Origin of the sequence: Acidobacterium capsulatum ATCC 51196 (assembly GCF_000022565.1) — a bacterium.
Taxonomy (GTDB): domain Bacteria; phylum Acidobacteriota; class Terriglobia; order Terriglobales; family Acidobacteriaceae; genus Acidobacterium; species Acidobacterium capsulatum.
Map to the genome: position 1 here is coordinate 3,591,619 of NC_012483.1, position 13,306 is coordinate 3,604,924.

Below are 13,306 nucleotides of genomic sequence, written 5' to 3' on the forward strand. Positions count from 1 at the left end.
TTGTTATGGCTGCGGATTGGGATTGGAATTGTCACTCGAGCTTCCAGAGTTGCTTGAGTTGCTGTTCGAGTCGCCAAATCCCATATTGTTATCGCTGTTTCCGAAGCCGCTATTGCCGAACCCATTGCCATTGCCGTCGAATGGGCTGTTACTATTCGTGCCGCCGCTGTTGCCCAGGCTGTTGCTGCTGGAGCCGTTGAGATTGCTTGCGCCTCCGCCGAGAATGGAGACCGCGGCTGCGGCCTGATCCTCCACCGGATCGTAGTTGAACTCCCAGCGGTCGTAGTTCGTCTGCTTGCGGAAGGCAATGATGGACGGCTTTTTGAGCGGCGGCACCACCCCGACAAAGGGCACGGTGTTGCCGAAGCCGCCTCCGCCTGAAGAAGAGGAGCCAAATCCACTCGATGAGCTGGAGCTGGAAAATGGGGAGCTTCCGGTCGCCGTGCTGGATCCCGCCAAGCCTGTAACGCCAGTCGTGCCACCGCCGAGGCCGCCTATGGAACTGCCGCCGCCCACGGAAGTGGACCCTGTACCGGAATCAGAGCCGGAGCTGTTGCTGCTATCCCCGTCAGCACTGCTGTTGCCATCGCTGCCGGGCGCGCCGGGAATGCTGCTGTCCTGCGAGATGGCATACATGCCGCCCGAGAGCGCGGTCACATTGGTCGCCGCCGCGCCGGCCGCCGTCAGCGGCTTGCCAAAAAAGCCCAGTGGATGCACATGCGCCTGCCCGTAGAGAACGAGCTTCCAATCGTCTTTTCCGGTGAGCGGGTCTTTGTATTTCTGGCGCAGAAAGCGCAGGTTGTTGGTGCTGACCAGCTCGGAGATTTTGGTGGGGTAGTGCCCGAACTTGATGTAGTAGAGCCGGATGGCCTGCTCGTATTGCCGGCCGCGCTCAACCGTCTCCTGCTCCTTGTCGCGCTGCATCGATCTCGCCAGCCGGGGTGCGGCAATGGCGAGCGAGAGCAGAAGCAAAAAAGTGAGAAAGATGGCCGCCAACAGCACAATGCCCGCCTCAGGATCATTGGGGAGGCGGGGTTTGTGCGCGGATTGTGAGATGCGGCGCTGCATGCTGAAACTCTTGGCCTAGCTGCGCGTGAGCGGCAGGCTCTCCGTATGGTTGTAGAGCAGGTCAGTCACCTGCACTGAGAACGGCAGAATCTTCACGACCTTGTAGCGATGGTCCACAACCTCGCCCTCTGACGCGATGAAGATGTTGTTGCCGTGCAGTAGAAATGCCTTGCGCACATTGCCGCGCGCCTCATAGCCGAAGAACTGCAGATCGATTGGCGGTGGAGGCGGTGGACCCGAAGGGCCTTGCGCAACCTGCTGCTGAACTGGACGCACGGGACCCTTGACCTGCTCAATCTTGACCGGCGGCGCGGAGTTCATCGAGAAGATGTTGCGCCCCGAGCCGGTATAGAGCAGCGACTCGGCTTCGGCCATGACCTCAGGATGCAGCGTGGGATCGAGCTTCGACAGATTCACGGGAACGCGCTCGGCATTTTGCCCGCTGCCGCTGCCGGCCGCTGCGCCTACTGAGGCCGTCGCCGCTGGCGGCGGTGCCGGTACGGGCGAGGGACTCAGGAAGAAGTGATAGACCTCCCAGATGACCAGCCCCACCACAATGACGCCGAGCGTGGCGGCGATGGCGACGTTCCTCTTATTCTCTGTACCGAGCCTCAGCGCCATGCACGCACCTCCGGCAGGGGATTGTGCAGCATCGCGCTGGTATTCTCATCGCTCTCGTCACTGCTGGAAGAAGGCTGCGGGCTGCCCGCAGCCGCGCTCATGTAGGTATCCACGCGCAGGCGCAGATTCACGAGTCCGCCCTGCTGCCCATTGAGCGCAATGCCCGAGATGATGAAGAAGACGTGGTTCTTGTCGCGCTCCAGGTCATTGATAAAGTGCATCAGCGGCGCATATTGCCCGCTCAGGCTTGCGTCGATGCGTACCTGCGTGAGACCGTCGCTGGCCGGGGTCATGGTGTACTGCGCATTGGTGAGCTGCACGTTCTCCTTGGCGGCCAGATTGCCCAGCTCGCCGGCAATGGTGGAGTCGTTGGGTGCAATGCGGTCGCCGATGAACTTGTCCGCGTCCTTGCGGGACTGCCGTACCTTGGCGGGCAAATTCTGGATGTGGCCCATCTGTGCCTGCAGTTGTCCGTAGTGAATCTCCTTCGCCGTGAAAGCGGCGGATTCATCGGAGTGAATGGCGCGCTGCGCCAGCACCACGCGGATTCCGATCACGATATCCACGATCAGCAGCAGGACTACCGCGGCGAGCTGCAGATTCAAAGGAGTGAAAAAAGCGCGGATGCGATTCATCACGGGCACTCCTTTCGCGAACGCACATCGGGCGATGGTTTTGCGGCAGAATGCTTGTGCCGCGCGGCTGCGACGGGCTTTTTGGCATGGTTCTTTGCAGGAGCCTTAGCCGTCCCGTTATCCGTCGCCGGGTGCGGCAGCGGGCGGTAGTCGGCCAGGATGTCAAAGTTCACGTACACCGGCAGATTGGCGCTCACATTCCGCCGGTTGCCGTTGCCGCGGGAGGCCAGTGATTCGCTTGCCAGGCGCGGCGAAGCGAAGTACTTCGAGTGCTCCAGATTGCGGATGAGGTCGATGCCCAGATCACGCGGGCCGAGCACGCGCAGCCGGATCACAACATGCCCATCCGGATGCACAATCGGCTGCAGGCTCTGCACTTCCACGCCGCTGGGCAGCACATTTTCAAGGTCTTCCATGGTTGCCGTCCAGGAGAAGGCCTTGCGCTTGAAGAGCCCGTTCAAAAAGTTTGATTGCCGCAGCGTGGCCGCATTCTCCGGCTGCTGCATCAGCGCGCGATAGCCCTCGCGGCGCTGCTCCAGTTGTTTGATCTGGTGATCGAGTGACTGCACGTGTGCGGTGGCCGCAGTGGCGCTCTGCCGATCCATGTGCAGCAGGTAGGCGAGCACCGTGCCTGCCAGCGCCAGAATCAGCACCCAGAGCCGCAGCCGCTGATAGACGGGGCGCAGCTCCACATAAGGGCGGGAAGCGAGATTGACGGTGATGCGCATCAGCTTGCGAGCGCTCCTGTCACGCCGGCGGTGAGCCCGGCCAGTTGAGGATGAGTGGGTGCGGGCGCAAGATCGCGAATGCGCGGCGCCAGCGGATCGCCATTTTGCACCAGCTCGGCAAAGCTGGCCGCGCCGCCCGGCCCGGCATAGTAGACCGAGGTGGGAATGGACTGCATCGTGTCTTCAAAATAAGCTACCGCCACAGTCACAGATTGCGCCAGCTCCTCCTGCAGCAGATCCGGCTGCGGTGGCAGCTCGAGCGTGCGATGCAGCAGCAGTTCATCCTGGCGGGCAATGGCAGTGGTGATGGAGCCGCCGCTGCGGTTCACCAGCAGTGCGGGTTCGGTGCTCTGCAGGGCCGCCAGTGAGGCCAGCGTACTGGTCATCATTGCTCCCGGCTCGTATCCGGCGGCGCGTATTACGGACTCGTATTCCGCGCGCACCGGGCCGGGCATGGCTACCACCAGCGTGCGAACCTGGGCTGGAAGCTGCTGCAGAATCTGGTAGCTGATGGCGGCATCATCCACTTCAAATGGAACCAGCTTGCGCAGCCGGAAGCGCAGAATGGGCAGCGCCTCGCGCTCGCGGGAGGGCAGCGAGTCAAAGTCCAGCAGAAAGATGCGCGCGGTTGCGTCCGGAACAATCACGGTGACGTTTCGGGTGCGCGCCTCGGTCTGGTCGAGCGCGCTGCGCACGGCTTCAGTCAGCGCGGCTGCCTGCACGCAGTTGGGCGTCTTCAGGCCGGCGGCAATCGCACCCGGCGGCAACGGCGCGGTATGAAACTGCAGAGACTGGTCAGCGCCTTTGGCTGCTGGCCGCCGTGCGGACACGACGCGATCCGCGAAGATTTCGCATGCCAGTTTTGGCCGCTGATGCGTATTGATATTCAAAAAAGGAAGCGATGGAGCCACTAGCGAGCCGCCTCGATAAACGTAACTTTGTTGATTTCCTTTAACGTGGTGAAACCCCTGCGCACGCGGTCAATCGCGCTCTCGCGCAGGAACTGCATGCCTTCCTGCTGCGCCAGACGCCGCACTTCAGAGCTGGGCTTCTTTTCAAGAATGATTTCGCGGATCGGGTCAGTGAGATCGAGCAGCTCGTGAATCGCGGTTCTGCCGCGATATCCAGTACCGCCGCACTCGATGCACCCGGCGCCTTCGCGGAAGGCAAAGCCGCGCCACTCGTCGGGGTTGAGGCCGCCGGTGATCAGCGTCTCGTCGTCGTAATACACCTCATGCGCGCAGAAGTCGCAGATGGTGCGCACCAGCCGCTGCGCAAGAATGCAGTTGAGCGCCGAGACAAAGTTGTAGGCTTCCACGCCCATGTTCAGAAAGCGGCCCAGCACGTCTACCACGTTGTTGGCGTGCACGGTGGTGAACACCAGGTGGCCGGTCAGCGCGGAGTTGATGGCGATCTGCGCCGTCTCCTGGTCGCGAATTTCACCGACGAGAATCTTGTCCGGGTCATGGCGCAGAATGGAGCGAAGTCCGCGCGCAAAGGTGAGGCCCTTTTTCTCGTTGACCGGAATCTGCGTGATGCCGCGAATCTGGTACTCGACCGGGTCTTCAATGGTGATGATCTTGTCTTCGTCGCTCTTGATCTCGTTGAGAGCGGCATAGAGGGTAGTGGTTTTGCCCGAGCCGGTGGGGCCCGTCACGAGCACCATGCCGTAGGGCTCGCGAATGTAGCGCCGGAAGCGCCGCAGATCGTCCTCATGAAAGCCCACTACGTCGAGCGTGAGCTGGCGGAACTTCTCGCTCATCGACTCTTTGTCGAGCACGCGCAGCACGGCGTTTTCGCCATGCACGGTCGGCATAATGGAGACGCGGAAGTCGATCAGGCGCGTCTTGTAGCGCACGCGAAAGCGCCCGTCCTGCGGCACACGCCGCTCGGCAATGTCGAGCTCGCTCATGACCTTGATGCGCGACAGAATGGTCTGGTGGTGCTCGCGCGCAATAGGTGCCATGGCCGCCTGCAGCACGCCGTCAATGCGGTACTTGATCACCACCGAGTCGTCATAGGTCTCAATGTGAATGTCAGAGGCACGGCGCTCGAGCGCGGTGAAGATGGTCGTGTCGACCAGGCGGATGATCGGGCTGATGTCCTCTTCTGAGGTCAGTTTTTCAATTGAGATGTTCTCGTCTGGATTGTCCTCCGATGAGATCACGTCAAAGGTCAGTCCTTCTGAGGCTTCATCAAGCACGCGCTGCGACTGCTCAGTCTTCTTGAGCAGATCGGTGATCTGCGAGAGCGTGGCCACGCGCGTGAGCACGCGCTGCCCCAGCAGGCTTGAAATCTCATCGAGCACCATCAGCCGGCTGGGGTCAGAGACGGCGATCACGATGCGGTCTTCCTGCTGTTCGAGCGGCACAAAGTTGTAGCGGAACATCAACTCCACCGGCACGCTGCGAATGACTTCATGCTGAATGCGAAAGTTCTTGAGGTCGATAAACTCACAGCGATAGCGGCGCGCGAGCGTCTGCGCGTGCGTGACCTCATCCACCTCGGTAGGAATCGCCATGACCGGAATGTCTGCCATTTCTTTGTCTCCTCTCTGCCTTAGCTGCCGAGCGCGCTGGTGCTGCCCAGCGAAAAGATCGGCAGGTAAAGGGCGATGAGAATCACGACCACCACGATGCCCATCACGATCAGAATGGCCGGTTCAATCAACGATAGAGCGGCGGTCAGGGCCGTCTGCACATCTTCTTCAAAAAACTCGGCGACCGAGTTCAGCATTTGTGGCAGGGCGCCGGTGGATTCGCCCACCTCGATCATCTCAGTGGAGAGTGCAGGAAAGACGCGCGTGTTCTTGAAGCTGTTGGCCAGTCCCTTGCCCTCGCGCACACTGCTGACGGAGTTGAAGACCGCCTTCGCAATCCGCTTGCTGGAGATGGAGCGCGCTGCTGTTTCGAGCGACGGCACCAGCGGCAGGCCGCCCATCAGCAGCGTCGAGAGCGTGCGCGAAAACAGCGCCACCTGGTATTTCAACCAGATCATGCCAAAGATCGGCAGGCGGATGCGGATGCCGTCAATGGTGTCAGCGCCGCCGTCGGTGCGGCTCCAGCGCAGCAGCAGATAGACCAGCAGCGCCACGCCCGGCAGAATGTAGAGAATGTAGTGCTGCGTTCCCTTGCCGAAGGCCAGTAGTGCCAGCGTGATGCCCGGCAGCTTTGAGCCCATCTGGTCATAAAGCATCGCAAAGCGCGGTACCACAAACGAGATGAGAAAGATAAAAAGGCCAAAGACCAGCACGATGAGCATCGATGGGTAAATCAGCGATGCCTGCAGCTTTTTGCGAAAGGTTAGCGAAATGCGCTGAAAGGCCAGATAGCGTGTCAGCACCTCTTCGAGGTTGCCGCTTCGCTCGCCTGCCAGAAGCGTGGTCGTGTAGATCGGCGGAAATCCACCCTGCGCGTCGAAGGCACTCGATATGGACTCGCCTGTGCGCACACGCGCGGCCACATTTTGCAGTTGTGCAGCGAAGTGAGGATTCTTCTGGCTCTGGGCCAGCATTTCGACCGAGCTGAGAATCGGCAATCCGGCCTTGATGAGGGTGACAAACTGTTGATTGAAGATTAGAAACGGTTCCAGCTTGATCTTGCGAGCCGTGCCGGTCAGCCCGCGCGGCTTCACCGAGTACACGTAGTAGCCCGCTTGCGAGAAGCGCTGGCGCAACTCCTCTGCCGAGGCTGCGGATTGCACCTGTTCCTGCACGCGTCCGCGCTCATCGGCCATCTTGATGACAAATTCGGCCATAATGCTTGCGATTTCTGCTCTTTCAAGGGTAGCAGTTTGTGTACAGGGATAGACGCCCGGCGCTTGCCGTGCGCTCAAAAGGCTGCGGGTACAGGATCAATGCTCCGCCGTGCGAGGCGGCGCCGCGGAATTCAGCTTTCCAATGCGTCCTTTGGGGCCCACGGCAAAGGGCAGGCTCAGGGCGTTCCAGCTTCCGTTGCCAAGCGGCTGCCAGTTTTGGCCGCCATCGAAGCTGATGTCTGTTCCGTTGGTGCCCACGGTGATCCAGGCGTGCGCGGCTGTGTCCCAGGCCACGGCTGAGCGGTAGCCGTGCGGGGGATGCTGCGCGGCCGTCCAGTGGCGGCCGCCATCGCGCGACCAGGCAGCGGTGCCGGCGGAGTCAGCGGGCCGGGTGTAGTCCCCGCCCACGGCTACGATGGTGCCCGCATGAGCGCCCAGCGAAAAGACGCCTGCGGCTTGCCCCGCGTGAGCCAGCGGAGCCTGTACCGACGCCCATGAGCGTTGCCCGGTTTTGTAGGAGGATGTCTGGCGGTAGACCCAGGCTCCGCCACCCCCGAAGAGCATCGGCTCGTGTGACCCGGCCATGAGCGAGGTATTGCTGGCGGCAAAGGCCCCGCCTGCGTTGTCGTGAACATCCAGTCCGGGCGCTGTTGAGCGCTTCGTTGTGCGCTTCCAGGTGCGGCCGCCATCGGTGGTGGCCAGCAGCACGAAGCGTCCATTCACCGGATCGCCGAGCAGAAACCCCTTGCGGCGGCTCTCAAAGACCATTGCATCCCAGAAGCCCTGCGGGTTGGCGTTTGCGGCCATCTGCTTCCAGTGGTTGCCGCCGTCGTTGGTCTTGAAGATTTGCGAGAGCGCGCCCGGCCCGCTCGACATGACGATGGCGTCCCGGGCGCTCCATGCCCAGATGGCGCGAAAGTCGAGCTTCGCTGCGCCGGGCGGAGTCGCGCACGTCGTCCAATGCCGGCCGCCGTCGAGGGTGCGCAAAATGGTCCCGCCCGAGCCGCTGGCCCAGGCGACTTTGCTGTTCACCGCATGAATGCCGCGCAGGCTGGCCGCCGAGCCACTGGCTTCGAGCGTCCAGACCGATTGCGCGCAACCAGTTAGAGGAAGCAGAAGAGAGATCAGGCAGAGGACAGCGATGCGCACCACGAGCATGCAGGAATCATACGGGAGGGCCGGGCCGCGTAGAACTTCCGGCGCGAGGCAGAAGCACGATTCAGAACAGTCAGGCCGGGAGCTAAGAGCTAACAGCTCAGAGCTGCCCTTCACTCCATGGGCGTCAGGCTGTTCACCACATACACCCCGGCCGGTGGATGAAAGACAAAGGCCGAGCTGGGCGCGGGCACGTTGTCGGTTTCGCCGGAGAAGTCCAGCTCATTCACGATGCCATCAGTTTGGGCCACGCGAATCTGGTGGATGTAGCCGTCGGCCGTCACCTTGAGCGTTACGCCCGCAATGCTCTTCTGCATGCCGCGCGGTACGCCCTGCAGCGTGTAAACGCCGTTTTCTTCGCCGGCGATGTGCAGATTCGGCATCTCTCTCATCAGCTCGGTATGCCCCAGCAGATAGCGCAGGGGCGACTGCAGGTCGTCGAGCTTTTTGGCTGGAACCTTCTGCGCCTCGGTCTGCCCTGGGGTGTAGAAGTAGCCGAACTTGCCGTCGAGCACGTACAGCTTTCCGTCCGGCTGGGTGTAGGTCCAGCGCATGCGCCCGGGCTTCTTGAGCAGCAGTGCTCCTGCCTCGCGCTTGTGCAGGCCCATGCCGGTGTAGCTCTGAACAAAGGCCACTTCGAGCGAGTGCAGCCGGTTGTAGTGCTGGTCTACGCGCGCGGCCAACTCCTTCACGCCGGGCATCGTCCCGCTGGCGTGCAAGGGCAGCGCCGTCAGGGAAGCGATGGCGGCAAAGCAGAGGATGCGGGCCAGCGGCCCGCGCAGCCTGATGCTCATTACTGAAGCGGGACCGTGCAGTTGGTGCCGCCCGAGGGGTCAGACTTGATTTCGCCGCTCATGTCGAGGCAGAAGCCGCGATGACCCGTCTTGCCGACGGCCTGAGGCACGGCGGTGACCTCATAGCTGGTGATCATGTCGTGGTCGTTTACGGTCGTCTTGGTGCAGTTGACGATGTTGAACGTGTACCCAGACTTCTGGCCCGAGGCGAGGTCATTGGGCAGCAGTTGCGCGGCTTGTGCGCTCGGCGGCCCCGACTTGCCTTCGCCCCCGAGGGCTGCAAGAGAACAGGCATAACCATCCTGAGGATAGTTCGCCTCATACTGTGTTTCCGCTTCCTGCACGGCGTGCAGGGACTGCAGAGCTGAGGTCTCATTGGCCTGCGCCCGGATATTCAGCATGTTCGGGATGGCGATCAGCATCAGGATCAGCATGATCGAGATGACGATCAGCAGCTCCATGAGCGTAAAACCGCCTTCCGGTGAGAAGGGGCGTCGAACTTCCGGGCGATGGGGCATCAGCTTCATGGGGTCTCGTTCCTACGTGAAAATCCTAAAACATACAGACGCTCAGAGCCAGAAGACCGTTCATCCGGCAGGAAAACCGCAATTTCTTTCAGCCTTAGATGTTCTTCGATCTGCTTATCTTGTCTGGGGCTCCATCGGCGTCAGCGACTCACGGAAGTACTCCAGGCTCAACCGCAGCCCGGTCTCCAGGTCCACCTTCGGCTCCCAGCCCAGGATCCGCTTGGCCTTGCTGATGTCCGGCTTGCGCTGCATGGGGTCATCCTGAGGAAGCGGACGAAAGACAATCTTGCTCTCAGCGCCTGTGACCCGCAGCACGGCTTTGGCGCACTCCAGGATCGTCCATTCCGAGGGGTTCCCGATATTTGTGGGCAGATGTTCGTCAGAGTGGGCCAGACGCAGAATGCCTTCCACCTCATCGGAGACATAGCAGAAGCTGCGCGTCTGGTTGCCCTCGCCGTACACCGTCAGGTCTTCGCCCTTGAGCGCCTGCACCATGAAGTTGGAGATGACGCGGCCATCGTTCTTTTGCAGGCGAGGCCCATAGGTATTAAAGATGCGCACCAGCCGCGTATCCACCCCGTAATAGCGGTGATAGGCCATGGTCAACGCTTCTGAGAATCGCTTGGCTTCATCGTAGACCGAGCGCGGCCCGATGGGATTCACATTGCCCCAGTAGTCTTCCTTTTGAGGATGGACGGTGGGATCGCCGTAGCACTCCGACGTTGAGGCATGCAGAAACTTTGCGCCGTAGCGGCGGGCAATTTCGAGTGCGTTCCGCGTACCGTCCGAGCCCACGCTCAGGGTCTCCGGCCCCAGCCGCGCATAGTCCACCGGGCTGGCCGGGGAGGCAAAGTTGAGAACATAGTCCACTTTGCCTACATCGAAAGGCTCGACAATATCCTGCTGAACGAACTCAAAGCGGCTCTCGTTGGCCAGGTGTTTCAAATTGGCCAGCGAGCCTGTGCAAAGGTTGTCTACGCCCACGACCGTGTGGCCGTCAGACAGAAGTGCATCGGTCAAATGCGAGCCCAGGAAGCCAGCGGCTCCGGTGATCAATATGCGCATGTGGTTGGGTTCCCTGTGGTTCCAAGATGATCGATTTCAGTTTCAATCGTAGAGGAGGCATCCGTGCGAGGCAACCATGCGTGGGCTCAGGCCATGTGAATTATTCCTCGCCTGTCATCCATTAGCATGAGGAGGCATGAGGCATGAGGCATGGCCATCGCGGGTGGGGCAGTTTGCCGAAGAAGCCGGCTTTGACCGTGCTGGTGTTGCAGCCGTGCCCGCGCCCGGCAGCGACGAGGATCGCACCGAGCGAGCGCGCTTTGAACAATGGATTGCTGCCGGCCACGCCGGCAGCATGGAATACCTGAAGCGCCGCAATGAGGCCGGGCGTCTCGTGCGCTCTTCTCTGCGCGAGGCCGTGCCCTGGGCGCGTTCGGTCGTCGTCTGCGTTACGAATTACAACCGCGAGGCGCCCTACTCCACTGACCCCGCGCCCGAAGGCTCGGGCTGGATCGCCCGTTACGCATGGTCAGGAAGCCATGGCCGCCCCGCCGATTATCACAAGGTGCTGCTCAAACGCCTGGAGCGCGTCCGCGAACGGATGAGCGAGGAGTTTGGCGAGTTTGAAGCCCGCTGCTATGTGGATACGGGTCCGGTGGTGGAGCGCGTGTATGCGCAATATGCGGGGCTGGGCTGGATCGGGAAAAATACCTGCCTGCTGAATCAGGAACTCGGCTCATGGCTCTTTCTGGGCGTGATTCTTACCTCGCTGGAGCTTCCGGCTTCTGACGCTGCAGTGCTGGCCCCGGACCGCTGCGGAAGCTGCACGCGCTGCATCGACGCCTGCCCCACTGGCGCGCTCATCGCCCCCCGGCAGATGGATGCCAGCCGCTGCATCAGCTATCTCACCATCGAGCATCGCGGCGAGGTTCCGCTGGAGTTGCGCGAGGGCATCGGAAGGCAGATCTTTGGCTGCGATATCTGTCAGGATGTCTGTCCGTGGAACAGCCGCCGCCGTGTTCCGGAGCAAGCGGACAAGGAACTGGCGCCGCGCGGGGAGCTGATCAATCCGGCCCTGGCGTGGCTGGCCGAGATGGATGAGTCAGCTTTTGGACGGTATTTCTATGGGTCGCCGGTGAAGCGGACGCGCTACAGCGGCTTCCGGCGCAATCTGGCGATCGCGATGGGAAACAGCGGGCAGGCAGCGTTTTTGCCGCGCCTGCAGGCGTGGGCCCGGAGCGGTGACGCGACTCTGGCCGAGGCGAGCCAGTGGGCGATCAACCGTATTGTGCAGATGGGAGCCGAGAGAAGCGGCCTTTCAGAAAACGAAAAGCCGCTGAACTCATCGACAGGGATGAATCTGCGTCAGGACCTTCCGGACGCATAGTCTGAAACATGAACTTGCGATACGGTGTGGGGAAACCGGAGCCTAGGATCCGCGGACGACGTTGGCGGCATTCAGGCCCTTGGGACCCTGCTGACACTCAAACTCGACTGCTTCGCCCTCATTGAGGGTCTTGTATCCGGAGTCCTGAATCGCGGAGAAATGCACGAAGACATCTTCTCCGGTCGAACGCTGGATAAAACCATAACCTTTTGCGCCATTGAACCACTTGACTACGCCATTCTCTTTCACAGGGACTCCTCTTGTTTTTATTGCCCAGTCCGCTCCCCGTTTCCCCTGAGACGACAAAAGCCACCGTCTTCGCGCCTGTAGCGCGGATTCCGGCAGCTAGGTCGCCTTTCGGCGGATACAAAGAACATCCAAAAACCAATACATCAAAGACGGCCTTCCGAACTTACTGAACCTACGTCTACTTACTAGGTAGCGTCGATCGTGACCTTGTTATGGCAGGAATCGAGGGGCCAAAGCAAGAGAAAAATGCAAAATCCCGGCAAAAAAAGCGAGTTAGCCGTGAATCCGGAGGGCTGCCGGGGGAAGGGTGACGCCGCGCGGGGCCTGGACGGCATTTGGAACTGTCATGGTGCCAGAAGCGGGCTTTGCTACCATCCAACCAGCAGGCTCGCAGGCGGCTTTCCGCCGGGATGGCTCTCTGCTTCCAGTTATGTCTGACGACGAAAAGATTCCGCGCAGCCGGCTCGCGCCCCGGGTTCCACCGCCCAGCCAGTGGTGGCCTCACGTCAAGTCGCTGGCCGAGTACCTCACCCGCACCGAAGTGCATACCTATGCCTTCAGCGTGGCGGCGAATGCGATTCTGTCGCTTTTTCCCTTCATCGTGATGTTGTTCATGATGTCGCGGCAGGTCTTTCACTCGCAGGCCATGACGGCGGTGGTGGGCGACATGGTGAGCTATTTTTTGCCGGCTAACCAGGAGTTTGTCGTCCGTAACATGGCGCTGCTGGTACACCCGCGAGGCCGGGTGCAGGTCTTCTCCATTGTGATGTTGCTGATCTCATCGTCGAGCGTCTTTCTGCCGCTCGAGGTCGCGCTCAACCAGGTGTGGGGCGTGAAGAAGAGCCGCTCCTACGTGGTGAATCAGGTCATCTCTCTGGGCCTTGCCATGGCGGTGGGCCTGCTGGCCGTGGTCTCGGTGGCCTTTACGGCGGCACAGAACACGGTGCTCGCGTTCGTCTTCTTTGGGCATACGCATAACTTCATCTTCAACGGCATTGCGCACTTCTTTCTGGGCATCACGGCGGCTTTCCTGAGCGTGTCGATCTTCTTTCTCGTTTATTGGGTGCTGCCCAACCGCAAACTGCCGGTGCGGGTGGTGCTGCCGACGGCCATTGTGACCGGGCTGCTGTGGGACGGAGCGAAAGAACTGTATGTGATGCTGCTGCCGTGGCTCGATCTGCGCTCGGCCTATGGCCCGTTTGCCGTGTCGGTCACGCTGATGATGTGGGCCTTTCTGACCGGCCTGCTGCTGCTGGGCGGCGCGCACTCCTGCGCAACGCGCCACGCACTTCAAGTGGTGCGTGAAGAAGACCGCAAAGAGGCCATGGAAGAGGCCGCGGCGCACTGAGAAGCTGCGTGAAGTGTGGGCCAGCGCTACGAG

The 13,306-nt window shown here is 61.2% G+C and carries 14 protein-coding genes; 2 read left to right on the forward strand and 12 right to left on the reverse strand.

Annotated features, from left to right (window positions below):
• Positions 1–3: 3 nt before the first annotated feature.
• The 11 genes from ACP_RS14740 to ACP_RS14790 form a co-directional block, all read right to left on the reverse strand.
• A complete protein-coding gene (locus ACP_RS14740) occupies positions 4–1,068 on the reverse strand; it encodes a hypothetical protein (protein WP_015898152.1) in 1,065 nt (354 codons plus the stop codon).
• Between the two features lie 15 nt (positions 1,069–1,083).
• Positions 1,084–1,689, reverse strand: coding sequence for a hypothetical protein (locus ACP_RS14745; protein ID WP_015898153.1), 606 nt, complete (start codon positions 1,687–1,689; stop codon positions 1,084–1,086).
• Complete coding sequence (locus tag ACP_RS14750; RefSeq protein ID WP_015898154.1) at positions 1,680–2,324, reverse strand: hypothetical protein; 645 nt, start codon at positions 2,322–2,324, stop codon at positions 1,680–1,682. The genes ACP_RS14745 and ACP_RS14750 overlap by 10 nt, the downstream gene beginning before the upstream one ends.
• Complete coding sequence (locus ACP_RS14755) at positions 2,324–3,052, reverse strand: PilN domain-containing protein (RefSeq protein ID WP_015898155.1); 729 nt, start codon at positions 3,050–3,052, stop codon at positions 2,324–2,326. Before ACP_RS14755 ends, ACP_RS14750 begins: the two co-directional genes overlap by 1 nt.
• Positions 3,052–3,882 carry a type IV pilus biogenesis protein PilM gene (gene pilM, locus ACP_RS14760; RefSeq protein ID WP_169305992.1) on the reverse strand — a complete coding sequence of 277 codons (831 nt, stop codon included), beginning with the start codon at positions 3,880–3,882 and terminating at the stop codon, positions 3,052–3,054. The genes ACP_RS14755 and pilM overlap by 1 nt, the downstream gene beginning before the upstream one ends.
• A gap of 80 nt (positions 3,883–3,962) precedes the next feature.
• Positions 3,963–5,591, reverse strand: a complete 1,629-nt coding sequence (locus ACP_RS14765; protein ID WP_015898157.1) for a GspE/PulE family protein — start codon at positions 5,589–5,591, stop codon at positions 3,963–3,965.
• Between the two features lie 20 nt (positions 5,592–5,611).
• Complete coding sequence (locus ACP_RS14770; protein ID WP_015898158.1) at positions 5,612–6,808, reverse strand: type II secretion system F family protein; 1,197 nt, start codon at positions 6,806–6,808, stop codon at positions 5,612–5,614.
• Between the two features lie 96 nt (positions 6,809–6,904).
• The gene (locus ACP_RS14775) at positions 6,905–7,966 is read right to left on the reverse strand and encodes a WD40/YVTN/BNR-like repeat-containing protein (RefSeq protein WP_015898159.1); all 1,062 of its coding nucleotides are present in this window, start codon (positions 7,964–7,966) and stop codon (positions 6,905–6,907) included.
• 110 nt (positions 7,967–8,076) lie between these two features.
• Complete coding sequence (locus ACP_RS14780; RefSeq protein WP_015898160.1) at positions 8,077–8,757, reverse strand: LolA family protein; 681 nt, start codon at positions 8,755–8,757, stop codon at positions 8,077–8,079.
• The gene (locus ACP_RS14785; protein WP_238525578.1) at positions 8,757–9,284 is read right to left on the reverse strand and encodes a type IV pilin protein; all 528 of its coding nucleotides are present in this window, start codon (positions 9,282–9,284) and stop codon (positions 8,757–8,759) included. The genes ACP_RS14780 and ACP_RS14785 overlap by 1 nt, the downstream gene beginning before the upstream one ends.
• A 114-nt stretch (positions 9,285–9,398) precedes the next feature.
• Positions 9,399–10,349, reverse strand: a complete 951-nt coding sequence (locus tag ACP_RS14790; protein WP_015898162.1) for a UDP-glucuronic acid decarboxylase family protein — start codon at positions 10,347–10,349, stop codon at positions 9,399–9,401.
• A gap of 136 nt (positions 10,350–10,485) precedes the next feature.
• Here ACP_RS14790 and queG point away from each other — a divergent pair, with 136 nt between their 5' ends.
• Positions 10,486–11,676 carry a tRNA epoxyqueuosine(34) reductase QueG gene (queG, locus tag ACP_RS14795; RefSeq protein WP_015898164.1) on the forward strand — a complete coding sequence of 397 codons (1,191 nt, stop codon included), beginning with the start codon at positions 10,486–10,488 and terminating at the stop codon, positions 11,674–11,676.
• Between the two features lie 42 nt (positions 11,677–11,718).
• Here queG and ACP_RS14800 read toward each other — a convergent pair whose 3' ends face one another.
• Positions 11,719–11,925, reverse strand: coding sequence for a cold-shock protein (locus ACP_RS14800; RefSeq protein WP_041839627.1), 207 nt, complete (start codon positions 11,923–11,925; stop codon positions 11,719–11,721).
• Between the two features lie 346 nt (positions 11,926–12,271).
• On the opposite strand from ACP_RS14800, the gene ACP_RS14805 reads away from it, so the two are divergent.
• Positions 12,272–13,273 carry a YihY/virulence factor BrkB family protein gene (locus ACP_RS14805; protein ID WP_238525579.1) on the forward strand — a complete coding sequence of 334 codons (1,002 nt, stop codon included), beginning with the start codon at positions 12,272–12,274 and terminating at the stop codon, positions 13,271–13,273.
• The last annotated feature ends 33 nt before the right edge of the window (positions 13,274–13,306 follow it).

Excerpts from the sequence above, each read along its gene's own strand:
- ACP_RS14740 (WP_015898152.1), bottom strand. The coding sequence starts at position 1,068 with ATGCAGCGCCGCATCTCACAATCCGCGCACAAACCCCGCCTCCCCAAT.
- ACP_RS14765 (WP_015898157.1), bottom strand. The coding sequence starts at position 5,591 with ATGGCAGACATTCCGGTCATGGCGATTCCTACCGAGGTGGATGAGGTC.
- ACP_RS14790 (WP_015898162.1), bottom strand. The coding sequence starts at position 10,349 with ATGCGCATATTGATCACCGGAGCCGCTGGCTTCCTGGGCTCGCATTTG.
- ACP_RS14785 (WP_238525578.1), bottom strand. The coding sequence starts at position 9,284 with ATGAAGCTGATGCCCCATCGCCCGGAAGTTCGACGCCCCTTCTCACCG.
- ACP_RS14775 (WP_015898159.1), bottom strand. The coding sequence starts at position 7,966 with ATGCTCGTGGTGCGCATCGCTGTCCTCTGCCTGATCTCTCTTCTGCTT.
- queG (WP_015898164.1), top strand. The coding sequence starts at position 10,486 with ATGAGGCATGAGGCATGGCCATCGCGGGTGGGGCAGTTTGCCGAAGAA.
- ACP_RS14755 (WP_015898155.1), bottom strand. The coding sequence starts at position 3,052 with ATGCGCATCACCGTCAATCTCGCTTCCCGCCCTTATGTGGAGCTGCGC.
- ACP_RS14770 (WP_015898158.1), bottom strand. The coding sequence starts at position 6,808 with ATGGCCGAATTTGTCATCAAGATGGCCGATGAGCGCGGACGCGTGCAG.
- ACP_RS14750 (WP_015898154.1), bottom strand. The coding sequence starts at position 2,324 with ATGAATCGCATCCGCGCTTTTTTCACTCCTTTGAATCTGCAGCTCGCC.
- ACP_RS14805 (WP_238525579.1), top strand. The coding sequence starts at position 12,272 with ATGGTGCCAGAAGCGGGCTTTGCTACCATCCAACCAGCAGGCTCGCAG.
- ACP_RS14780 (WP_015898160.1), bottom strand. The coding sequence starts at position 8,757 with ATGAGCATCAGGCTGCGCGGGCCGCTGGCCCGCATCCTCTGCTTTGCC.
- ACP_RS14745 (WP_015898153.1), bottom strand. The coding sequence starts at position 1,689 with ATGGCGCTGAGGCTCGGTACAGAGAATAAGAGGAACGTCGCCATCGCC.